General features: G+C 38.1%; 17 protein-coding genes and 1 riboswitch. Of the genes, 8 read left to right on the forward strand and 9 right to left on the reverse strand.

The window, feature by feature from the left end:
• Positions 1-128 precede the first annotated feature (128 nt).
• Genes bcsR through bcsC form a run of 5 tightly spaced genes read left to right on the forward strand, consistent with a single transcriptional unit; the run spans position 129 to position 9,362 of the window.
• Entirely contained in the window at positions 129-320 is a 192-nt protein-coding gene (gene bcsR / locus CBE70_RS09380) for a cellulose biosynthesis protein BcsR (RefSeq protein WP_100159135.1), read from the forward strand.
• Between the two features lie 8 nt (positions 321-328).
• Positions 329-1,066 carry a cellulose synthase operon protein YhjQ/BcsQ gene (locus CBE70_RS09385; RefSeq protein WP_100159136.1) on the forward strand — a complete coding sequence of 246 codons (738 nt, stop codon included), beginning with the start codon at positions 329-331 and terminating at the stop codon, positions 1,064-1,066.
• Positions 1,066-3,651 carry a UDP-forming cellulose synthase catalytic subunit gene (gene bcsA / locus CBE70_RS09390; protein WP_100159137.1) on the forward strand — a complete coding sequence of 862 codons (2,586 nt, stop codon included), beginning with the start codon at positions 1,066-1,068 and terminating at the stop codon, positions 3,649-3,651. Before CBE70_RS09385 ends, bcsA begins: the two co-directional genes overlap by 1 nt.
• A gap of 59 nt (positions 3,652-3,710) precedes the next feature.
• Entirely contained in the window at positions 3,711-6,032 is a 2,322-nt protein-coding gene (gene bcsB, locus CBE70_RS09395; protein WP_100159138.1) for a cellulose biosynthesis cyclic di-GMP-binding regulatory protein BcsB, read from the forward strand.
• A 3-nt stretch (positions 6,033-6,035) separates the two neighbouring features.
• Complete coding sequence (bcsC, locus tag CBE70_RS09400) at positions 6,036-9,362, forward strand: cellulose synthase complex outer membrane protein BcsC (RefSeq protein WP_100159139.1); 3,327 nt, start codon at positions 6,036-6,038, stop codon at positions 9,360-9,362.
• An 82-nt stretch (positions 9,363-9,444) separates the two neighbouring features.
• On the opposite strand, the gene CBE70_RS09405 is transcribed toward bcsC, so the two are convergent.
• Genes CBE70_RS09405 through CBE70_RS09415 form a run of 3 tightly spaced genes read right to left on the reverse strand, consistent with a single transcriptional unit; the run spans position 9,445 to position 10,624 of the window.
• Positions 9,445-9,858 (reverse strand): DUF6691 family protein, encoded by a 414-nt coding sequence (locus tag CBE70_RS09405; protein WP_100159140.1) that lies wholly within the window; start codon positions 9,856-9,858, stop codon positions 9,445-9,447.
• A gap of 4 nt (positions 9,859-9,862) precedes the next feature.
• Positions 9,863-10,297: a YeeE/YedE family protein gene (locus CBE70_RS09410; protein ID WP_100159141.1), complete on the reverse strand. Its 435-nt coding sequence runs from the start codon at positions 10,295-10,297 to the stop codon at positions 9,863-9,865.
• A gap of 3 nt (positions 10,298-10,300) precedes the next feature.
• A complete protein-coding gene (locus CBE70_RS09415; protein ID WP_036912417.1) occupies positions 10,301-10,624 on the reverse strand; it encodes an ArsR/SmtB family transcription factor in 324 nt (107 codons plus the stop codon).
• 105 nt (positions 10,625-10,729) lie between these two features.
• On the opposite strand from CBE70_RS09415, the gene CBE70_RS09420 reads away from it, so the two are divergent.
• The gene (locus CBE70_RS09420; protein ID WP_157926000.1) at positions 10,730-11,239 is read left to right on the forward strand and encodes a SprT family zinc-dependent metalloprotease; all 510 of its coding nucleotides are present in this window, start codon (positions 10,730-10,732) and stop codon (positions 11,237-11,239) included.
• 76 nt (positions 11,240-11,315) lie between these two features.
• Here the strand turns inward: CBE70_RS09420 and mgtE are convergent, their stop codons facing one another.
• The 4 genes from mgtE to hcp form a co-directional block, all read right to left on the reverse strand.
• On the reverse strand, positions 11,316-12,389 hold the full coding sequence (gene mgtE, locus CBE70_RS09425; RefSeq protein WP_100159143.1) for a magnesium transporter: 1,074 nt from the start codon (positions 12,387-12,389) through the stop codon (positions 11,316-11,318).
• A 75-nt stretch (positions 12,390-12,464) separates the two neighbouring features.
• Positions 12,465-12,636: riboswitch (M-box (ykoK) riboswitch) on the reverse strand.
• A 215-nt stretch (positions 12,637-12,851) separates the two neighbouring features.
• Complete coding sequence (locus CBE70_RS09430) at positions 12,852-13,187, reverse strand: DUF6694 family lipoprotein (protein ID WP_088494896.1); 336 nt, start codon at positions 13,185-13,187, stop codon at positions 12,852-12,854.
• A 270-nt stretch (positions 13,188-13,457) separates the two neighbouring features.
• Positions 13,458-14,462, reverse strand: coding sequence for an NADH oxidoreductase (hcr, locus tag CBE70_RS09435; RefSeq protein ID WP_100159144.1), 1,005 nt, complete (start codon positions 14,460-14,462; stop codon positions 13,458-13,460).
• 58 nt (positions 14,463-14,520) lie between these two features.
• A complete protein-coding gene (hcp, locus tag CBE70_RS09440) occupies positions 14,521-16,173 on the reverse strand; it encodes a hydroxylamine reductase (RefSeq protein ID WP_100159145.1) in 1,653 nt (550 codons plus the stop codon).
• Between the two features lie 491 nt (positions 16,174-16,664).
• Here hcp and CBE70_RS09445 point away from each other — a divergent pair, with 491 nt between their 5' ends.
• Positions 16,665-18,146: an aldehyde dehydrogenase family protein gene (locus tag CBE70_RS09445; RefSeq protein ID WP_100159146.1), complete on the forward strand. Its 1,482-nt coding sequence runs from the start codon at positions 16,665-16,667 to the stop codon at positions 18,144-18,146.
• A gap of 158 nt (positions 18,147-18,304) precedes the next feature.
• On the opposite strand, the gene CBE70_RS09450 is transcribed toward CBE70_RS09445, so the two are convergent.
• Entirely contained in the window at positions 18,305-19,705 is a 1,401-nt protein-coding gene (locus tag CBE70_RS09450) for an alanine/glycine:cation symporter family protein (protein WP_100159147.1), read from the reverse strand.
• Between the two features lie 195 nt (positions 19,706-19,900).
• On the opposite strand from CBE70_RS09450, the gene clcA reads away from it, so the two are divergent.
• A complete protein-coding gene (clcA, locus tag CBE70_RS09455) occupies positions 19,901-21,322 on the forward strand; it encodes a H(+)/Cl(-) exchange transporter ClcA (RefSeq protein ID WP_100159148.1) in 1,422 nt (473 codons plus the stop codon).
• Between the two features lie 74 nt (positions 21,323-21,396).
• Here the strand turns inward: clcA and tehB are convergent, their stop codons facing one another.
• Entirely contained in the window at positions 21,397-22,251 is an 855-nt protein-coding gene (tehB, locus tag CBE70_RS09460) for an SAM-dependent methyltransferase TehB (protein ID WP_100159149.1), read from the reverse strand.
• Positions 22,252-22,303: the final 52 nt, after the last annotated feature.

Raw genomic sequence — 22,303 nt, forward strand, 5'->3', positions numbered from 1 at the left:
TTATTTTAAAGCATATTCTAAAATAGATATCTTAATTAAAAATAATGCATCATTAATTAACCCACTGTTTTTATCAAAATTTTATTTTTGATAGAGATTTATTTTTCTTTTATCTAGAGGTTATTAAAATGAAAAATGAAAGTTTTATTAACTCAAATATAAAATTAGAAAAAAATAATCTAAATAAGGACATTGATAAACTAAAAAAATTATTTTCATTAAATAACTATCACTATCAGGATATTAATAAAGAAGAAGGAAATAGTGTTCTTATTTATCGCTGGCCATTACTTAATGCATTTCATTACATGACTAAATGAGGCTAACTATGCCACTTATTGTATTAAAAGGGCTCCGAGGTGGAGTGGGTACAACGTCCACGGCAATTGCACTTGCTCGGCAATTTAATCAACAAAATAAAGAAGTGCTTATTATGGATAATTGCACTGAAAATATTTTGTCTTTTTATTTTCCAGCACAGCAAAAAAGTACCACATTAAGTCAGGCATTATTAGCAGAAACGCCAATAGAGGAGTGTATTTTTGACTATCGACCACACTACCAAGTGTTACCTTTTGGTTTGGTTAATATGAAGGATAATTTGCTCTTACAATTGTCATTTTCAGCAAAACAACATCTTACCCATTTTTTAACGACATTTATTCAGCTACATCCTGATGTCATTATTTTAATGGATTTACAGCATACGCAAGACAGCCTTTTCACGCCTTGGATAGAAAAAGCAGATATTTTTTTCATCTTGGCAATGGCAGAAAGCAACTGCCATATTCGCCTTAACCAACACGCATTTATCGAAAATGAATATGTACTGATTAACCAATTTCGTGCCACCAGCCAAATTCACCAAGATTTTTATCAATTTTGGCAAACGACACCATTTCCATTATGCCCTGTTGTTCTTCATCGAGATGAAGCCTCACTAGAGGCCTGTGCCTCACGTTTACCTTTATATGATTACCGAGCTAATTGCATGTTAGTAGAAGAAATATCGCAACTTGCTCAATGGTGTTTTTCGTTATTTAAGAGGAAAGAAGGACAGTCATAATGCCATCATCTTACGATGCCACGAATAAAATCGAAAAGAATGTGACACAACATATTCTTATTCGTTACTACAAGCTTTATCGCCATAACGGTGCATCTCGTAGCGCAGCAATTGTTAGCGAGCTATTTATGGGTATTATGTGGTTTTTTTTACGGATGGAATCTCCTTTTTGGCGAAAAATTGCCAGAAAACAACGAGAACTATATCCTCATATTGATCCCCGTTGCCCTAAAGTTTTCGATCCTCTACGCTATTTGTTACAAAGCATTTGGCTAACTTGCCATTATGTAGCGCATTTACTGATTAAAAAACCCACACAATTTATTTCCTATATTCGAAAAACATACAAAAAACTCTTTGTTCATGTCTCTCCTATCGCGATTGAAATTATTGAACATAAGAAAAAAACCACGCCATTTTGGCAATATACTCTCTATTCTGTCATCGCTATCTTTGCCATTTTCTTTATTTTACTCAGTATCACTCAACCATTTGATCTTACATTTCAGTTTGTTTTTGTGATTGTTCTCTGGTTAGTTGCCTTAGCTATCCGCGATATTCCAGGACGTTTCGCTTCAATCGCAATGGTTATGTTGGCACTGACAATTGCATGTCGATACATTTGGTGGCGTTATCATTCAACCCTTTATTGGATTGATAATTTCAGCCTGTTTTGTGGTTTACTGCTTTTACTGGCTGAAACTTACGCATGGAGTGTGTTATTCCTTAGTTTTATGCAATGTATTTGGCCACTGCATCGAAAACCTGTTTCTATGCCTGAAGACATTACACAATGGCAAAGTGTTGATATTTTCATTCCTACCTATAACGAAGATCTGCAAGTTGTTAAACCCACAATCTATGCCAGCTTAAATTTAGATTGGCCTAAAGATAAGCTCACGATTTATCTACTTGATGATGGCTCCCGACCTGAATTTAAAGCATTTGCTCAAGAAGTGGGTATTCGTTATATCGCACGAGAAAAACATGATTTTGCTAAGGCAGGTAATATCAATCATGCCTTAACACTCGCTTCTGGTGAATTTGTCGCTATCTTTGACTGTGACCATATTCCAACACGTTCATTTCTACAATTTACAATGGGATGGTTTTTAAAAGATGAAAAAATGGCTTTGGTACAAACACCTCACCATTTTTTCTCACCCGATCCTTTTGAACGTAATTTGGGTAATTTTCGTGAAACCCCCAATGAAGGCACGCTCTTTTATGGGTTGGTTCAAGATGGTAATGACACTTGGAATGCGGCGTTTTTCTGTGGCTCGTGCGCAGTTCTACGTCGTACTGCATTGGATGAGATTGGTGGCATTGCCGTTGAAACTGTTACAGAAGATGCGCATACCTCATTACGCTTACACCGCCATGGCTGGAGATCTGCCTATATTCGTATTCCACAAGCCGCGGGTTTAGCGACAGAATCATTATCTGCACATATAGGTCAACGTATTCGGTGGGCAAGAGGAATGGTGCAAATATTCCGACTTGATAATCCACTCTTTGGTAAAGGTTTGAGCGTGCCGCAACGTCTTTGTTACTTAAATGCCATGTTGCACTTTTTTTCTGGCATTCCACGGATGATTTTCTTACTCGCCCCCCTGACGTTTCTTATTTTCCATGCCTATATCATTTATGCACCTGCGATTGCGATAGCTCTCTATGTTATGCCGTATTTGATCCATATTTCACTCGCCAGTGCGAAGTTACAAGGTGCTTATCGCCACTCATTTTGGGGTGAAGTTTATGAAACAATTTTAGCGTGGTACACCACTCGTCCCGTGTTAAGCACCCTTTTCTCTCCTCATAAAGGAACTTTCAACGTGACGGGCAAAGGTGGCGTGATGGAAGAAGGCTTTGTCGATTGGCGAATTAACCGCCCTTACTTACTCTTTCTCAACCTAAACTTGCTAGGCATTTTGTTTGCTTTTTGGCGCATTGCAACGGGTGATCCCGATGAAGCATGGGCTGTTGTCATGTGTTTATTATGGGTTTGTTATAACCTTATCTTACTGGGTGTTGCGATTGCAGTTTCTGTCGAAACAAAGCAACAACGCCGTTTTCCTCGCGTTCGCGTTAAAGTTCCTGCCATGTTGTTGTTAAACAATGGCTCTCTTTATCGCTGTTATCTCTATGATTTTTCTGATAATAGCTGTGCAATTTTATTGCCTGACAATGTCACCCTTTCACTTTCTCCAAATGAAAGCATCACACTATTACTCAGTCAAAATCAGCGTGAACATGCCTTTAAAGCCAATATTTCACGTATTGATGGGCAAATCATTGGATTACAACTCCTTGAAATGACGACACAAAAAGCCATTGAATTTACTGCTTGTACTTTTGAGCGAGCTGATACTTGGGCCGATTGGCAAAATGAGCTCCCAGCCGACAGACCTTTAAGTAGTCTCAAAAACATTATTTTTATCAGCATGCAAGGTTATAACACCTTGTTAAAGCGTGCTCCTTACTTTATTTACGCCACTTTTCGCTTACTCGGCCTATTTTTGTTGTGGCTTTCATCGTTACTCCCTCAACGCGTTAATGTTTCACAAATATTTCATCAGTCTTGAAGGAAAAACTCAGTTTTCTGGGAATTTATTAATAAACAATAAGATCATGGGTAACAATAATGAAAAAACGTTTTCTCATATTTGCCTTATTTATGCTCACTTCTTCAGTTTATGGAGATGAAACACAAGAAGCGCAAGCCAATATTTCAGAACCACCCGTTACAATAGCTGAAGCGGCTCCTGAAGTTATTTCTCAAGTAGAGCCTAGAAATACACAATTGCCTTCTACGGATATCACACCTTCTGCTCGTCAGAAGATATTAAAATTTGCAGAGACAGCACCTAGTTATGGCGCGCTCCATTTGACCGGTGTTAGCCCTGATGGCTATTTAGAATTTGGTGTACGTAGTGATGAATATGTTTCAAAAGCCACTCTCGATTTAGAATTTACACCGTCGCCGTCACTACTTCCTGTAGAATCTCATCTTAATGTCTATTTAAATGATGAATTAATGGGAGTTATTACCTTAAAACAGGAAGATTTAGGTAAGAAAAACCAAATTACGATACCGATTGATCCTTTATTTATTCAAGATTTTAACCATATAAAACTCTCTTTTATTGGTCATTATCGTGAAATTTGTGAAAACCAAGCAAATACAACACTCTGGCTTGATGTGAGTAAAAGCAGTCAACTAAATCTGACCTTTCAATCACTCCGTTTAGGTAATGAATTAGCGCACTTCCCAGAGCCATTTTTTGATAGCCGTGATTTTGGAGCATTAACACTGCCAATGGTTTTCAGCCAGTCGCCTAATTTAGTTCAACAAAAAGCGGCAGCTATCCTCTCTTCTTGGTTTGGTACTCAAGTTGATTGGCGTAAACAAAACTATCCTGTTTATTATGATACTTTGCCAAATCAACACAGTATTGTTTTTGCAACCAACAAACAAAAACCCGCATTTTTAAAACAGCATCCCGATGTAAAAGAGCCAACTATCGAAATGCTGACGCATCCAACCAATCCTTATATTAAGTTACTTCTTATTATGGGACGTGATGATAACGATTTGAGCACTGCCGTAAACGGAATAGCTCGTGGACAAGTTATCTTTAGAGGGAATATTGTCACAATTAATGAAGTAGAAAAATTGATCCCGCGTGAACCTTATGATGCACCAAAATGGGTACAGTTAAATAAACCTATCTACTTTAATACGCTACAAGACTATGAAGGCCAGTTGCAATCTCGCGGATTAAAACCGAATCCTATTACATTAAATATGACGTTACCGCCTGATCTATTTATGTTTAATAATACGGGATTACAAATGCAATTGCGTTATCGCTATACCGCTCCTGCATTTCAAGATGATTCTCGTATGTCTATCTCAGTAAACGACCATTTTATTAAAGCTTATCCTCTTGAGAAAGATAAAAAAGATAATCTTGTTATCGCTTATTTACCGCTTATTCAAGGCTGGATTGAGCATAAGAATTTATTGAATATTCCCGCAGTAAAACTGGGTGAGCGCAACCAAATTACATTTGCCTTTGATTACACTAACCCAATTCTGGGAGGAACAGTTGATCAATGTATTACTTATCAACCTGTTCCAAATACGGTCGCCATTGATGATTTATCTAGTTTTAATTTTACAGGTGATTATCGACACTATATTGCACTGCCTGACTTACGGGTTTACAGCCATGCAGGTTTCCCATTTAGCCGTTATGCGGATCTGTCAGAAACCTTGATTTTTGTTAATCAGCAACCGTCACCAACACAATTATCTACCCTATTAATTTCAATGGGGAATATAGGTGCTCAAACAGGTTATCCTGCGCTAAATGTTTCACTAACTGATTCATTGGATGAAGTACAAAAAAGGGATGCTGATCTACTACTTATCGGAACAATTCCACCTGCATTAAATAATGATAAACAGATGAACGTACTGATTGATAAAGCACGTAGTGAAATCACTCTGCCTTCTCGTGAAATCAGTATCTTTAGCCACACAAGTTATCAACCAACTGATAAACGTCCTGATAGCCGGATCTCTCTGACCTCTAAAGGATCGATGGGGGCGATTATTGGTTTCCAATCTCCTTTCTTTTCACAGCGTAGCGTTGTCGCATTATTAGCTGATAGTACGCAAGGTTACAAGTTGTTAAATGAGGCGATTAGTGACAGCGGTAAGCGTGATGCCATGCATGGTTCAGTGGTATTGGTCAGAGAGTCTGGCGTAAATAGCTTGCGTGTGGGTGATACTTATTTCGTCGGTTATTTACCTTGGTGGGAAGAAGTTTGGTATATGTTTGCTTCTCACCCTATATGGCTTGGTTTAGCGGCAATTGTCGGCATTATTCTTGTCTCTCTTCTTATTTGGCGAGCAATGAAAATAAGAAGCCAACGTCGTTTAGCGACTAAGGACTAAGCTATGTGGCAATTTGGTCACACACATCGCCACTCTGTTATTGCTCTCTTTTTGCTGACAGGCTTTTTGCCTGTCACGCAAGCCAGTGAAGAGACAACGGAAGCCTTTTTACAAGAGCAAGTGAGATTAGGAACATCCACAGGAAATGAGGCTTTAGTGGCTCAGTCGTTGCATCGTTTAGCGTTAATTAAACCTAATGATCCTAATATCCTGTTAATGCAAATTCAGTTTGCTGTAAAACAAAAGGACAATGCAAAAGCACAACTGTTATTTACCCAATTAGGTACTCAATTTCCACAATCAGAGCAATATCAGCGTGCAATAAAAACCTTATCACTGACAACGGATGTTAATCGGCAAAAATTACAGCGAGCCCAGCTTTACCGTACAGCTGGTCGCTATGATGATGCATTAGATTTATACGATGAAATTTATCGTGGAATGCCTCCAGATGAGACGTTAGCGCTAGAATATATCCAAGTGCTTATGCAATCTTCTCACGATGATAAGATAGATAGACTCGCTCATATTTATCGCCAATATCCTCAGAATGCGAAAATAGCGAGCGTCTATCAGCAACAATCCACAATAAAATCAGCAGTTGTAACAAGCACAACCAATACCGCTTCTACTGTAAAACCTAAAACAGATGTTGCCTCATTGCCTATTGCAACTTTAAAACAAAAAGCACGCCAACAACCTGATAATGCTGATGTTGTAGGTACTTTGGGTATACGTTATTCTCGTGCAAATCAACGAGGCGCAGCTATTTTTTATCTGTCACAAGCGCTAAAATTATCACCCAATCATGATAATAGTGATCAATGGCGAGCTATGTTGCAAGCTAACCAATATTGGCATCTCCTTTCAAAAGGTGATGAAGCGCTATTAAAACAAGATTATGAATTAGCTGAACGTTATTTTAACCAACTCAATAAGTTAAGCCCTTATGAAAGCGAGCCTTATATTGGTTTAGGTAACATTGCGGTTGCACAACGCCAATTAGATCTTGCTGAAAGCCATTATTTGCAAGCCTTAAAATACCAACCCAATCACGCTGCGACTTTACATAGCCTCGCAAAACTTTATCGCCAACAGTCACATGATAAAGCACAACAATTTATTAATGGTTTAACGCCAAGACAATATAAAAATTTGGCAGAGGATTACGGGTACATTATTTTAGGTATAAGACAAGATTTAGCCGCGGATGATGAGCATAACGAGCAATATCTTAGTGCGATTGAAAAACGCAAGGCAATTGCTAAAGATTATCCTAATGATGTTTGGAATATTTATCGCCTTACTGATGATTTATTGATCACCCAGCAAGGCTCTGTGGCTGAAGAGTATTTTGATAAGCTTAATCGCCGTCTCCCTAATGATGCATCTCGTCTTTACGCCTACGCGCTATATCTCAATAAAACAGGACGAGAAACTCAAGCACTTGATACGCTAAAAACGATCTCCTTATCTCAACGCAGTGAGAGTATGAAAGCGTTAGATAACCGGTTACGTTTTGGTGAAATATTAGCTCATGTAGAGTCTTTACGAGCAAAAGGACAAGAACAACAAGCTGTTGATTATCTTTTTGCTCATATTCCGCCAGAGCAAAAAATTCAGACTTATTTGCTATTAGCAAACTGGGCGCAAGAGCGAAATAACCTTGAACAAGCCCTCAGTTATTATCATACCGCTCTAAATCTAGAAGCTAACAATGAAACGGCATTATTAGGTGCAATAGATATTGCCTTAACACAAGGACAAGAAGCACAGGCAAAATACTATCTTGCAAAAATAGAAACACTTTCACCCAGCCAGTTTAATAGCAACTCCATTAGACGTGTCGCCAATGCAGAAAAAGAGGTAGGTAATACAGAAAAAGCACAACACTATTTTGCTTACTTAGCACAACAAATTGAAAAAGAGCCAGACAGTGCTGACCCTTTAATATTGCGCGATATTGCTCGTTTTCAGCGTGATGAGCAACATCGTCAGCAAGCTCACTATTATTATCAACAGGCTATGATCAAGGATGGAATAACAGATAGGCTGCCAAAAGATAATATTGAGTACACCACATTAATGCGTAATGACGAAAAAGATAATTGGCTATCTCGAAGTTTACGCGCAGATGCTGAAGCGCTTTATCGTCAACAAGAGTGGCGATTTACGCTTGAACATGATTATTGGGGATCTAGTGGTAGCGAAGGTTATTCAAAACTACGCGCCCACACCACAATGTTACAACTCGATCACCCTGTTTATGATGGTCGTTTCTTCTGGCGTGCAGACTTAGTTAATCTTAATAGTGGCAAACTGGGTACATCGCCTTATGATCCTAAATTTGGGACTTGTTACCGTACTGGTTGTTTCCCGCTAGAACAAAAATCCTTTGGTGTTAGCCCTGCAATTGGCTGGGAAAATGGTCAATGGCAATGGGATCTTGGTACCACACCGTTAGGTTTTGAAGTGACTGATTGGGTCGGTAAAATCGCCTATAGTCATGATCTTTTTAATGTGGGTTGGACACTTGATGTTCACCGTCGCCCTGTGAATAGTTCTATGCTTGCTTTTGGTGGCCAACGCGATATTTGGACTAACCAAATATGGGGTGGTGTTAGAAGAACAGGTATTCGTTTAAGCGGAAGTTATGACTTAGGCGGAAAAGACGGTTATTGGGGCGAGGTTTCCGTTGATAAACTCACAGGTAAAAATGTTGAAGATAATAGCAGTATTCGAGGTATGGGAGGCTATTATTATAAACTTATCAATGAGAATAACCGCCGCGTTTCTGTTGGGTTAAGTACTATGCTTTGGCATTATGATAAAGACTTAAGCGGATACACTTTAGGTCAAGGTGGTTATTATAGCCCTCAAAAATATGTCTCTTTAGGGATCCCGATTAATTATCGTGAACGTACTGAAAATTGGTCATGGGAATTGTCAGGCTCTCTTTCTTGGTCTTACTCTCAAACAGATGACAGAAAACGCTATCCTTTACAAAATCTCGTTTCTCCCGATAAATTCAATCACTATATGAATGAACTTAGCCCTGAAGATCGAGAAGAGATGATGAGGCTTTATTATCAAGAGCGTGATGCTATTGATGAAGGAGACTCCAGCAATGGTTTTGGCTATACCGCGAGAGCATTGGTTGAACATCGTATTACACCGCATTGGTTTATTGGTGCCGCTATTGATATTCAACAAGCAAAAAACTATACCCCAAGCCATGCATTAATGTACCTACGTTATTCATTTGATGGTTGGAATGGTGATTTAGATTTACCGCCAAATCCTCTTATTCCTTATGCTGACTTTAAATAACGTTCAATGCATTAAATACACAAACGGGAAGCACAGGCTTCCCGTTTAACGTTTTCACTAAAATTGTGAGAGTAAATTGCCATTATTGCGCTTTACGGAAAAGCCCAACGAGCAACCAGCCTACAATCATAGCAAGAACAAATAAAATTCCTTGATAAAACCCTGCACCTGCTAATACCAAACCCGGACCAGGGCAAATTCCAGCTAATCCCCAGCCAAGACCAAATAATACACTGCCTAGCACTAATGGTTTATCAATCACTTTATTAGTCGGGATATTTAAAGGACATGCTAATACACTTAGTTGTCTACGGCGTGTTAATTGGTAACCTACCACACTGACAACCAGTCCTGCCCCCATAATTATCAATAAAGAGGGATCCCAGTTTCCGGCAATATCCAGAAAACCTAGAATTTTTTGCGGATTGCTCATTCCACCAACAATCAATCCGGCACTAAATAGAAGACCACAAAGAAAAGCAACAAACTTAGTCATTTTCTTAGCCTCCTATCACATGGCGCTGAATATAAACAGTAACAAATGCAGTCACCATAAAGATCAAAACTGCCACCATTGAGCGGCGTGATAATCGCGCTAATCCACAAATACCATGACCACTAGTGCAACCATTACCTAAACGCGTGCCTGCTCCCACCAGCACTCCGGCAATAATTAACATCCAAGGTGACGCCTCAATCACTGGCGATAAGGGTTTATCAAAAAAATAAAACAGTGTAGGTGCGATTAGCATGCCAAGTAAAAATGCCCAACGCCAGCCATTTCCTTGCTGTTTTGTTGATAAAACACCGCCCAAAATACCGCTTATTCCTGCAATACGGCCATTAAATAACAGTAAAATGGCGGCCGCAGCACCTATCATAAGCCCACCAATTGCCGCACTTAAAGGCGTAAAGTGAACCCAATCTATATTCATAAATTAACCTGCTATAGGGCAATAAAGCTGATAAAGCGTATTAAGTAGTACGAGAACTTTTTCATCAGCAATAGAATAAAAGATACGTTTTCCATCACGACGAGTATTCACTAACCCTTCATTACGCAAAACGGTTAGTTGTTGAGAAAGTGTCGGTTGACGAATACCTAAACTTTCTTCTAATTCACTCACACTTTTTTCGCCCTGACTTAGCTGACACAATAATAAGAGGCGATCGCCATTTCCTAGCGTTTTAAGCATGCTAGAGGCTTCATTAGCCGCCAATTTCATTGCATCTAATAAATCAGGTTGAACTCGTTGTGTCATGGTAAACTCCATAATCAATATACTTTTTAATAATATGTTAATTTATATATTGTGCAAGTTTTCTTTTTATTGCGTGTTTGTATAAGGCGCTATATGCTCTGTAACATGAAAACGGTAAGAATCCCCATCGCCTTAGTGCAAAGCGTTATGCGAACACTGCGCGAAAAATTGCAGCAGGCTAATCTTTATCTTAATACAAATTACCCAGAACCTACTCTACATTATAATCAGAGAGGAACTATTGCAGGCAGTGCCTATTATGCAAATTGGGAAATCCGTATTAATCCTACATTATTGATTGAAAATAAACAGAATTTTATTGAAGAAGTTATTCCTCATGAATTAGCGCATTTATTAGTTAATCGCCATTTTGGTCGTGTAGCGCCTCATGGGAAAGAGTGGAAATGGATGATGGAAACAGTATTGCAAGTTTCAGCTAAACGAACTCATCATTTTGATGTCAGCGCAGTTAAAGCTAAAACCTTTCCTTATGCTTGTCATTGTGAAGAAAAACATCAGCTTACCATTCGTCGTCATAACAAAGTATTACGCGGAGAGACACAATACCGTTGCCGCCATTGTCAGGCTATTTTGCAATTTATCAAGAATGAATAAATACAGGTAAAAATAAAGCCGATGTGTTAATTAATTCACATCGGCTTTATCTTGAGAATGAATATATGGGATAGTCTTAAGCAAACTCGCTCATCACATGAGATGCGATTTCAAAGTAAATAATAAGACCTGTACCATCAATTAACGTCGCGATAAACGGTGCTGAAACAACCGCAGGATCAATACCTAAACGCTTTAATACCATTGGAATAACAGACGAAACAATCGCACTCCAAACCGTGATTGAAATAAGCGTTAAGCCAACAACAATCATCACTTCCATACCTACACCTAAGAACCAAGCACGCACAAAACCAGCAATACCCATAGTCAGTGCAACCATTATCGATGTGGTTATCTCTTTTCTTAATACAGACCAAACATTACGTAAGCTCACTTCCCCTAATGCCATAGCACGTACTAATGTTGAGGTGATCTGTGTACCACTATTTCCACCTGTACCAATCAGCAATGGAATAAAGAAAGCTAATGAAATTGCTGCTTCTAGTCTATCTTCAAAGGCATGTAATACAGTACTGGTATACGCTTCTGCTACAAACAGCATCAGCAACCACACAACACGTTTACGCCATAATGTTACTGGGCTGGTTTCTAAATAAGGCTGCTCTAACGGTGAAGTTGCACCCTGCATTTGTGCATCAAGTGTATTTTCATCTTCAATTAATTCAGCAATATCTTGAGGACGTAAAACACCGACTAATTTTCCAAAATGCATCACCGGTACACTGTCTAAACCGCTATGGCTAATCAGTTGATACACATCATGTCGGTTCTGTTCTGGTGAAACAGAGAAAAAGGTTTGACGCATCACATCAGACACAAACAGATCATTAGCGGCTGTTAATAATGATTTAACGGGCAAAATCCCATTCAGATAATTATCTTTATCCACCACATATAAATAGGTTGGAATTAATTCATCTTTTAAATCATTAACCAATTGAGCTTTCACATTTTCAACAGAATCAGCGACAGAAACTGCAATATAAGACTGGCTCATATAAGCACTAACAGTTGCATCATCTTTTAAACGATTGTATTGGTCTTGAGTTGAGTTGTTTTGTGGTGTGTTTAAGGATGCATCTGCAACTAATACAGCATCCATTTTATTTTGAGTATTGAATTTCATTTTGTGGTTCCCTATTACTGTTTGTGTTTAGCAAATCAGTTCTCCATAGGGGCGAAACCAGAAGCGAGAATGCAAAAGCTATCTACACGTCTCGGTTTTAGCACTATACAACGTATCCAATGAATACTGGAAGTTACATGGGGATATACCTTCGGTCGATATATCCTGTCCTAATCTTGGGCGTCTCTCGACGTCGTCAGATCAGTAACCTGTGTTTGTATAGGAGCCTCGCCTAACGAGATACTGCACTTTTCTTGCGAATGCGGCGCGCATTATAACCACTCACAATATAATGAAAAGCACGATAACGATTTTGTTTAAGTTCTATTGAAAAATAGCTCTCAATATTCATCACACAATTAAAAATTGTAATTGCATTCGAAACCAATATATAAAAAAGAAATGAAGTTTTCCTACGAAAGCTAAAATCGTATAGTAAAAGATAATCTGTTTATTAATTGATTATTTGAATGCTAATTTTTGCACTCTTATTTCTTCTGCTTGCAAAAATATCTCTTTTACCGTTTTGCCATCTAATGATTGGCACATTTTACGAGTGATAATATCCGCATTTTTATGACGACCCGCGATAACTAAATCATTAAAATTAATATCATTAAGGATCGCTAATTCTATTGCTTCATCAAAACGTGATTGTTCATCAAGGGGAAGTGAGTTGCGCATTTCAACAATTGAGATACGTAGTGACTCTACATTAGAGCCATCAAGGGTTTGTTGAGGTTTTTCACAGCCAGATAACATGACACTAAATAAACAAATAACTAACAATTTTTTCATATATCCCCCCTTACCCAGTCAATAGTTTAAATAATAGCAGAATGTTTATAAGGAAACTCCCCACTAACTAAAATATATTTTTAGTTAATCATCATTTCCAATATTTTTATTATTCTGAATAAATAAAAACCTTCTTTAATTTAAAATAAAGGGAAGCATTTTCCAGATTATTCGGTTTTTTAATGGGAAGAATAGACATAAAAAACCCTGTTAATAAATTAACAGGGTAAAAAAACAGGAAAATAGAAGGAAATACTTAATAGAAAGAAGTTAAGCGAGCTCAACATCTCCTTTTAAACGACAGCTACATGCTAAGACATAACCTTGAGCTATCTCTTCAGCCGTTAATGTACTGGTACTACTGACATCATAATCACCACTCGCAATGCGAGTTTTACAACTACCACAAACGCCTGCTCGGCAAGCCGCAAAAACAGGAACTTTATTTTCTTCCATGGCTGATAATAAAGTCACGCCAACAGGAACTTTAATTTGTGATAATGGATGGCGAATAGTCATGGTTAATTGTTCGTTTTCATCAACACAAACAGGCTCATCACCAAAACGTTCCATAAAGATATTCTCAGCAGGTACACCAAGATTTCTTGCAAAACGTCCTGTGTCTTCCATATAACTATTTGGACCACAGCACATGACTATACGACTCGCAATATCAGGTACTAATGCAGCTAATTTTTCTTGAGAAATTCGACCACTAAATAACCCTTTATTATCAGGTAATTTAGGCATCATGATAAAATTAAGATTATATGGATATGCATTTGCTAATTCGATCCATTCTTTCTCAAAAATAAACTGGCTTTGCTCACGAATATTAAAAATAACCGTGATGTCTGCTTTAGGTTGATTATTTAACAACCAACGTGTCATCGACATAACAGGTGTCACACCACAACCTGCTGCCAACATTAAATAGCGCGCACCTTCTTTACCCGCACAAGTAAATTCACCCTGAGCATCAGATAACCAAAGATAATCACCAGGTTTTACTTGTGATGTTAACCAACCTGAACCCACACCATTTTCTAAACGGCGAACGGTTAAAGTGATAAATGGACTTAATCCCGGAGAAGATGAAATGGTATAAGCACGCATTATTTCATCACTATTATTGATACTCACCAGTGCAAATTGACCCGGTTTATAAGAATAAAAGTCATGATTAATTAAATTTAGCGTCCACACTTCAGGTGTTTCCTGATTAATAGAGTGAACTTGCATACGATTAGGACAAAGAGAAGTAGGCATCGTCATGGATATTGATCCCTCACCGAAGCCCGCAGGCTTCGGTAATGATAATGAATTTAAAACATTAAGCAGAAAGAATATCTTTAAGATCTTGTTCTGGTGTAGTAATAGAGCGCATACCAAATTTCTCATTTAGTACCGCCAGCAGATTGTCAGTTAAGAACGCAGGTGCTGTTGGGCCGGTATAAATGTTTTTCACGCCTAATGAAAGCAGAGTCAATAAGATAACAATCGCTTTTTGCTCGAACCAAGAGAGAATTAAAGACAGTGGTAAGTCGTTCACGCCACAACCTAATTTTTCAGCAAGGTTAACTGCTAGCATAATCGCTGAGTAAGCATCGTTACACTGACCCACATCAAGTAAGCGTGGTAAGCCTTCTAAAGTACCGAAATCCAGTTTGTTGAAACGGTATTTACCACACGCTAAGGTCATAATTAAACAATCTTGTGGAATTTCTCTTGCAAGATCGGTGTAGTAACTACGTTCACCACGGCTACCATCACAACCACCCACTAAGAAAACATGACGTAATTTTTTCTGTGAAACTAAATCAATCACAGTATCCGCGGCATTTAATAGTGTTTCACGACCGAAACCAACTGTAATTAAATGCTCAATTTCATTGTATGGGAAACCTTCTAGTGATTGTGCTTGTTCAATCATTTCAGAGAAGTCATCACCCGTAATATGTTTTACACCCGGCCAACCTACAATACTGCGAGTCCAAATACGGTCACCGTAATTACCGACATTAGGATCGATAATACAGTTTGAAGTCATTAATACAGGCCCCGGGAATTTTGCAAACTCAATTTGCTGATTCTGCCAACCACTTCCGTAGTTACCCACTAAATGTTTATATTTTTTAAGTTCTGGATAACCATGAGCAGGTAACATTTCACCATGAGTATAAATGTTGATCCCTTTACCTTCAGTTTGCTCAAGTAACATTTGCAGATCTTTCAGGTCATGACCTGAAATTAAAATCGCTTTACCTGCAACAGGGCGCACGTTAACAGTAACCGGTGTTGGGTTACCGTAAGCCTGAGTTTCTCCTTTATCAAGAATAGCCATAATGCGAAAGTTCATTTGACCAATGCCCATCGCATTTTCTAACAACTCATTCATATCAGAAGGATCAGTACCTAACCACGCCATATAACGGTGATATTCTGCATAAATTTCATTGTCATACTGACCTAAAACATGCGCGTGCTCCATATAAGCAGCCGCTCCTTTTAAGCCATACAGGCACAGCATACGTAATCCATGAAGATCATCGCCGATTTGCGCTTTATCTGCATTTAAAGCAAAAAGCTGAGCTTGTTTTTGTAAGCTGTCTAAATCGTTACCCGCTAATTGGATTTCAGCTCTTGGATTAGTGACTTGAATTGCTGCATTTTTCGCTAAAGTACGAGATTTCAAACTTTCGCGGAAATAGATAGCTTCTTTCGCATAACCGACAATGCGATCAGAATCAAAGTTGACGTTAGTTAACGTAGAGAAAAAAGCACGAGGAGCAAAGCTATCTACATCATGATCAATAATACCAACGCTACGCGCTGCTAAAGCCCACGCGGAAAGCCCTTCTAATACCGCAACAAGTAAATCTTGAAGATCTGAAGTTTCTGCTGTTTTACCACACATACCTTGCGCATAGGCACAACCATTACCTACAGGCGTTTTCATTGTTTGTTCACATTGCACACAATACATATCGTATTCCTTCTAATAAAAGATAACGCTTTATTTTTATAAGTTGCATTCTATATGCAACATAAGAATACGCCATTTTTATAAGAGCGAAAGTGCAATATTGAACAATTTAAATGTTGTTTGATCTAACGCAATTTCTAGCAAACCTTTTAATATTCCTTTTTTTATCCTTTGATTTGGCTTAAGCCAAAAATATTTTTTTTTAAAAAAAGATGAATTGAATAACACCGCAAGCATGTAAATGAGAAGGAATATTTAAGAATTAATGATGGTTATTTTTTGTTTAATCATATAAAGACTGAGAGATGAATCGATTAAGTTTATCCATTTCTGTTAAGTCAGTAATATTCATTATTATTTTTTATAGTTAATATCACCTATTGCATCAATAGCTAATCAAATTATTCCAATTGATATATGTTATTAGCATGAGTATTACGAAATGAAACTACACATTTGAAAGATACTCACCCCTACATTGGAGATTAAAAATGATTAAATTAAATAATGTTCCATCAGAATTTCGCCCTCTAGAAAGCTACAAAATGTTAATTGGAGGAGAATGGGTATCTAGCACATCACAAAAAACAACCAAAACCTATAGCCCAGCTACTGGTGAATTATTAAGTGAATACCAATCTGGTAGTGCTGAAGATGTTGAACGCGCAGTGAGCGCTGCACGTAAGGCATTCAAAACATGGAGTAAAACGTCACCTGCTGAGCGTCAAGCCCTCTTATTAAAAATAGCAGATCGCTTAGAGCAAGAACAAGAACGCTTTGCTTGGATTGAGTCGCTTGATAACGGTAAACCACTCAATGAGTCGAAAAACATAGATTTACCTGCCTCTATTGACCATTTTCGATATTTTGCAGGCGTGATACGCTCTCATACCGATGAAAGTGCCGTCCTAGACGAAAATACCATTAGCCTTGTTATTCGCGAACCTATTGGTGTTGTGGGCCAAATTATTCCATGGAACTTCCCATTATTAATGGCAGCATGGAAATTGGCACCAGCGATTGCAGCAGGTGATACCGTGGTTATTAATCCAGCTACATTGACTTCTCTTTCATTATTAGAATTAGGTCGTATTTTAAATGAAATATTACCAGCTGGTGTGATTAATATTGTTACGGGGCGCGGATCTGTTGTAGGACAAGCTATTTTAGAGCACGAAGATATTGATAAACTGGCGTTTACAGGTTCTACCAATGTGGGTTATACCGTAGCAGAAGCAGCAGCGAAGAAAATGGTTCCAGCAACATTGGAATTAGGCGGTAAATCAGCCAATATTGTGTTCCCTGATGCAAACATGAAAAAAGCAGTCAAATATTCAGCATTAGCAATCTTGATGAACCAAGGACAAGCTTGTGAATCAGGTTCACGTTTGTTCTTACATAAAGATATTCATGATGAATTTTTGAAAGCATTAAAAACTGAATTTGAGAGTATTCGTGTCGGTGATCCACTTGATCCGAATACACAAATGGGTACACAAGTTAGTCAAGATCAAATGGATACCATCTTAGGCTATGTTGAACTCGCTAAAAAAGAAGGTGCGACAGTATTAACTGGTGGTGAACGTATCACTGGTGAAGGTTATGATGATGGTTTCTTTGTTCGCCCTACTATCATTATCAATGCCACAAACCAAATGCGTGTTGCTCGTGAAGAAATTTTTGGACCTGTATTGTGTGTTATCCCATTTGATAATGAAGATGAAGTTATCGACATGGCAAACGACTCTGAATATGGATTAGGTGGTGGTGTTTGGACTCAAGATATCAACCGGGCTTTACGTGTTGCAAAAGCAGTAAGAACCGGTCGTATGTGGGTTAACACTTATCACGAACTCCCAGCTCATGCACCATTTGGGGGTTACAAGAAATCAGGTTTAGGACGTGAAACACATAAAATGATGTTGGATGCTTATAGCCAAGTGAAAAATATCTTCATCAGTATGAAAGAATAAGATTTTCTCTCTTTTCTAAATTCTTATAAATATAATATCTATACTCATCTCTTCGCCTTCTCCCCAGAAGGCTTTTTATTATCATAAAAAAACCGCATCTTTATCACTATAAAGCATGCGGTTTTATGTTGTGTTGTTAGCCAATAAGTAAGAACGAGTTACTCTGCTTCGGCTTCTTTTTTGCTCACTGAGTGAGTTTCTTTATCTAATTCAATATTATCAGCGTTAACATCTTTTATATGATCTCTTGTTAAGCGATAAACAACAGGGCTCAATAAAGCTAATGCGATTAAGTTAGGGATCGCCATCATTGCATTGAGTGTATCGGCCAGTAACCATACAAACTCTAATGATTGTGTTGCCCCAACCGGTAACGCAATCAGCCAAGCAATACGAAATGGCATAATAGCTTTAGGTCCAAACAGGTATTGCACACATTTTTCACCGTAAAAACTCCAGCCTAAAATCGTGGTAAATGCAAAAATAGCTAATGCAATTGCCACAATATAGTTACCACCCGGAATAGCGATAGAGAATGATGCAGCGGTCAATGTTGCGCCGCTTTGCCCTGTTAACCATTGTCCTGTGATAACAATAGTTAATCCTGTAACAGAGCAGACAATGATGGTATCAATAAAAGTCCCCAACATCGCAATCAAACCTTGGCGAACAGGGTTTTGTGTTTTTGCCGTCGCATGGGCAATAGGCGCACTACCCAATCCCGCTTCATTTGAGAAAACACCACGCGCAACACCAAAACGGATCGCGGCCCAAACAGCAGCACCGGCAAAACCACCTTGAGCAGCAACTGGTGTAAATGCAGATTTAACAATAAGGACAATAGCATCTGGGATAGCAGTCACATTCAGTGCTAAAACAACAATACCTGCACCAAAATAGCCAACGGTCATAATAGGAACTAATTTACCAGCAACATCAGCAATACGCTTAATGCCCCCAATAAGTACTGCACCGACTAAAATAACAAGCACAATAGCGGTGATTGTAGTCGAAATACCAAAGTTACTTTCCAGTACATCAGCCACAGAGTTTGCTTGTACTGTATTACCAATACCAAAACCCGCAAAACTACCAAAGACAGCAAAAACAGTACCTAGCCAAACCCAATTTTTGCCTAAGCCATTTTTGATGTAATACATTGGCCCACCGACATAGTTTCCATATTTATCAACTTCACGGAAACGTACAGCAAGCACAGCTTCTGAATATTTGGTTGCCATTCCCACTAATGCGGTCATCCACATCCAGAACAATGCACCGGGACCACCTAAGACAACAGCTGTTGCAACACCAGCAATATTACCCGTTCCAATAGTGGCAGATAGTGCGGTCATCAACGCATTAAATGGTGATATTTGCCCTTCACCTCTTTTATCATTTTTTTCAAATAAAAGCTTAAATCCTGTACCTAATTTCCTAATAGGTAAAAAACCAAGTCGAAACTGCATAAAAAGGCCGATACCGAGAATACCGACAAGCATCGGCACTCCCCATACCACGCCATTTATAGCGCTTAATATATTTGTGATGAAATCCATAATTTACCCTTTTCAGTCCAAATGTTATCTAAATATGTATTTTTTGTTATCAATTACACTAAAGATGAAAAAGTGAAAATATGCTAGAAAAAAAAACGACTAATTCTAAAATTGACTTAGTTATGTGAGAAATATCACTTCATTATTAAATTACGCTATCATTAAGTTCATCGTTACAATACTTCAATCAAAGTTATGCATAATCATAAATCAGTACAAAACACCAAAAATGAACGACGTTTTAATCTGTTCAGAAAAGCGCAAGAAACCAACCTTGCACCACTAAAAATCCTGCTATTATCCGCTGTGGTCGGCTCTCTAGCTGGATTAGTCGGTGTTTTATTTGAAAAAAGCGTTAGTTGGGTAATTCATTTTCGACAAGAAGAATTTATTAAAACCTTTACTAATCCTTATATTCTAGCAATCTGCACATTACTTTTTTCCTCTATTCTGGCAATGCTGGGATATTATTTAGTCAAGAAATTTTCACCCGAATCGGGGGGATCAGGAATACCTGAAATTGAAGGTGCCATGATAGATATTCGCCCTGTTCGTTGGTGGCGAGTATTACCTGTAAAATTTATTGCCAGTATTGGAACTTTAGGTTCTGGTATGGTATTAGGGCGAGAAGGCCCAACGGTTCAATTGGGCGCCAATATCGGTCAGCTCATAAACGATATTTCTCGAGTAAAAGATAAAGAGTCACGCCATACTCTGTTAGCTACAGGAGCAGCAGCAGGATTAACCGCTGCTTTTAATGCACCTCTGGCTGGCATTTTATTTATTATTGAAGAGATGCGGCCTCAATTTAAATACAATCTTATTTCAATTAAAGCGATCTTTATTGGCGTTATTATGTCTTGCATTGTTTTTCGTCTATTTAATGGTGAAGGCAGTGTTATTCATATCGGTAAATTTTCGTCCGCACCACTAAATACACTCTGGTTGTATTTAGTTTTGGGTATGTTATTTGGTATTATTGGCGTTATATTCAGTAAATTACTTTTCTATGTCCAAACCCAATTTCAGCATTTCTATCAAGATAAAACATCACGCTTTGTTTTAACCGGTGGCATTATCGGTGGGCTTTGTGGCTTATTAGCATTAATTATTCCTGAAATAACTGGCGGTGGGTTTAGTATTATTCCGGCACTTAGTACCGGACAATATTCCCTGATTGCACTATTACTTTTCTTTATTTTACGAACGATCACATCCATTATCAGTTTTGCCTCTGGTGCTCCTGGCGGTATATTCGCCCCTACTCTGGCTCTTGGTACTCTATTTGGTAGTGCATTCGGATTAACTGCAACCTTACTTTTCCCTGACTATCAAATTCAAATTGGCACATTTGCTATTGCAGGAATGGGAGCTTTATTTGCAGCAACGGTAAGAGCACCTCTAACGGGGATCGTCCTCGTATTAGAAATGACCGATAATTATCAACTTATTCTGCCGATGATCATTACTTGTTTAGGTGCAACAATGTTGGCACAACTATTAGGTGGTCGCCCTATTTATACGGTTTTATTAGAACGGATATTGCAAAAATCTGAGGAAAAAGAACGAACAGACAAAATCCTCGACATTAAAAGTGATAAATCACCACAACAATAAAACTGGCTTAAACAGATAAAAAATACCCCAATTATTTGGGGTATTTAAAAAGAGATGATAGTTCTTAACTATTTCTATTTTTTGCGTGCGATTAAAGTAGCAAAATTTAAGGCGATACGATTGCCATTTGCATCTGTTTTATGTAAATGCCCTGGATCCTCATTATATTTAATAATTTCCCAGTCTTTATAATAATCAGCTAATTCGTTTGGACGTAAAAAGGTTTTAAATGGAATGTCAGCAGGATCACTATTTGGCGTTTCAACAGGACAAACAATCACATTAATACCGTCAGAGTTGGTACATTCCTGCATATTTTTAATAATATTTTCAATACGTTCCCGTTGACAGAACATCAATACAACGGTTGAAAGAATAATATCGTATTTTTCAGTAAGTGAAGCTTTATTAATATCATATAAGCCACTTTTTACAGCCAATCCTGTTTTGGTTTTCACTGTTTCAATAGCATCAATATGTGAAGCATTAATATCTAACGCTGTTACATCATAACCTTGAGACGCTAAATAAAAGCTGTTTCGACCACGACCGGCACCTAAATCTAACACCTTGCAAGGCTGAGTAAAGGTTGCCATATAGCGTACTTCAGAATGCGGTAATGATAAGTCGTTTTCTTTAAATAGCTTATCTTCTGGGGCACATAAAAAAGAGAGTTGGCAACGTACATCATCACTTGCTTTATCTATTTTATGCCACTGCTGAGGTTGAATTAAAGGTGGCTGATCCTCAGTATTACATTCAACTGAAATTTGTGAACCATCATCATTAAAAACAACAAATGTCATGTTACCTTGCAGTACCCGCATTTGGGCATAAGTGCCTTCCTTTGTATTGTGGCGTTCTAATAACGCTAAAGGAATGGATGTACGAGTCCACTCTGGCATTGTTTTATAACTTACAAGTTCCATAATTCAACCTCTTTTAAGATGCATTTTAAATACATCTTATGGCAATCATTAT

The organism is Proteus columbae (genome assembly GCF_002777965.1).
In the GTDB taxonomy this organism is placed as follows: Bacteria; Pseudomonadota; Gammaproteobacteria; order Enterobacterales; family Enterobacteriaceae; genus Proteus; species Proteus columbae.

Excerpts from the sequence above, each read along its gene's own strand:
- bcsR (WP_100159135.1), top strand. The coding sequence starts at position 129 with ATGAAAAATGAAAGTTTTATTAACTCAAATATAAAATTAGAAAAAAAT.
- CBE70_RS09385 (WP_100159136.1), top strand. The coding sequence starts at position 329 with ATGCCACTTATTGTATTAAAAGGGCTCCGAGGTGGAGTGGGTACAACG.
- bcsA (WP_100159137.1), top strand. The coding sequence starts at position 1,066 with ATGCCATCATCTTACGATGCCACGAATAAAATCGAAAAGAATGTGACA.
- bcsB (WP_100159138.1), top strand. The coding sequence starts at position 3,711 with ATGAAAAAACGTTTTCTCATATTTGCCTTATTTATGCTCACTTCTTCA.
- bcsC (WP_100159139.1), top strand. The coding sequence starts at position 6,036 with ATGTGGCAATTTGGTCACACACATCGCCACTCTGTTATTGCTCTCTTT.
- CBE70_RS09405 (WP_100159140.1), bottom strand. The coding sequence starts at position 9,858 with ATGACTAAGTTTGTTGCTTTTCTTTGTGGTCTTCTATTTAGTGCCGGA.
- CBE70_RS09410 (WP_100159141.1), bottom strand. The coding sequence starts at position 10,297 with ATGAATATAGATTGGGTTCACTTTACGCCTTTAAGTGCGGCAATTGGT.
- CBE70_RS09415 (WP_036912417.1), bottom strand. The coding sequence starts at position 10,624 with ATGACACAACGAGTTCAACCTGATTTATTAGATGCAATGAAATTGGCG.
- CBE70_RS09420 (WP_157926000.1), top strand. The coding sequence starts at position 10,730 with ATGAAAACGGTAAGAATCCCCATCGCCTTAGTGCAAAGCGTTATGCGA.
- mgtE (WP_100159143.1), bottom strand. The coding sequence starts at position 12,389 with ATGAAATTCAATACTCAAAATAAAATGGATGCTGTATTAGTTGCAGAT.
- CBE70_RS09430 (WP_088494896.1), bottom strand. The coding sequence starts at position 13,187 with ATGAAAAAATTGTTAGTTATTTGTTTATTTAGTGTCATGTTATCTGGC.
- hcr (WP_100159144.1), bottom strand. The coding sequence starts at position 14,462 with ATGACGATGCCTACTTCTCTTTGTCCTAATCGTATGCAAGTTCACTCT.
- hcp (WP_100159145.1), bottom strand. The coding sequence starts at position 16,173 with ATGTATTGTGTGCAATGTGAACAAACAATGAAAACGCCTGTAGGTAAT.
- CBE70_RS09445 (WP_100159146.1), top strand. The coding sequence starts at position 16,665 with ATGATTAAATTAAATAATGTTCCATCAGAATTTCGCCCTCTAGAAAGC.
- CBE70_RS09450 (WP_100159147.1), bottom strand. The coding sequence starts at position 19,705 with ATGGATTTCATCACAAATATATTAAGCGCTATAAATGGCGTGGTATGG.
- clcA (WP_100159148.1), top strand. The coding sequence starts at position 19,901 with ATGCATAATCATAAATCAGTACAAAACACCAAAAATGAACGACGTTTT.
- tehB (WP_100159149.1), bottom strand. The coding sequence starts at position 22,251 with ATGGAACTTGTAAGTTATAAAACAATGCCAGAGTGGACTCGTACATCC.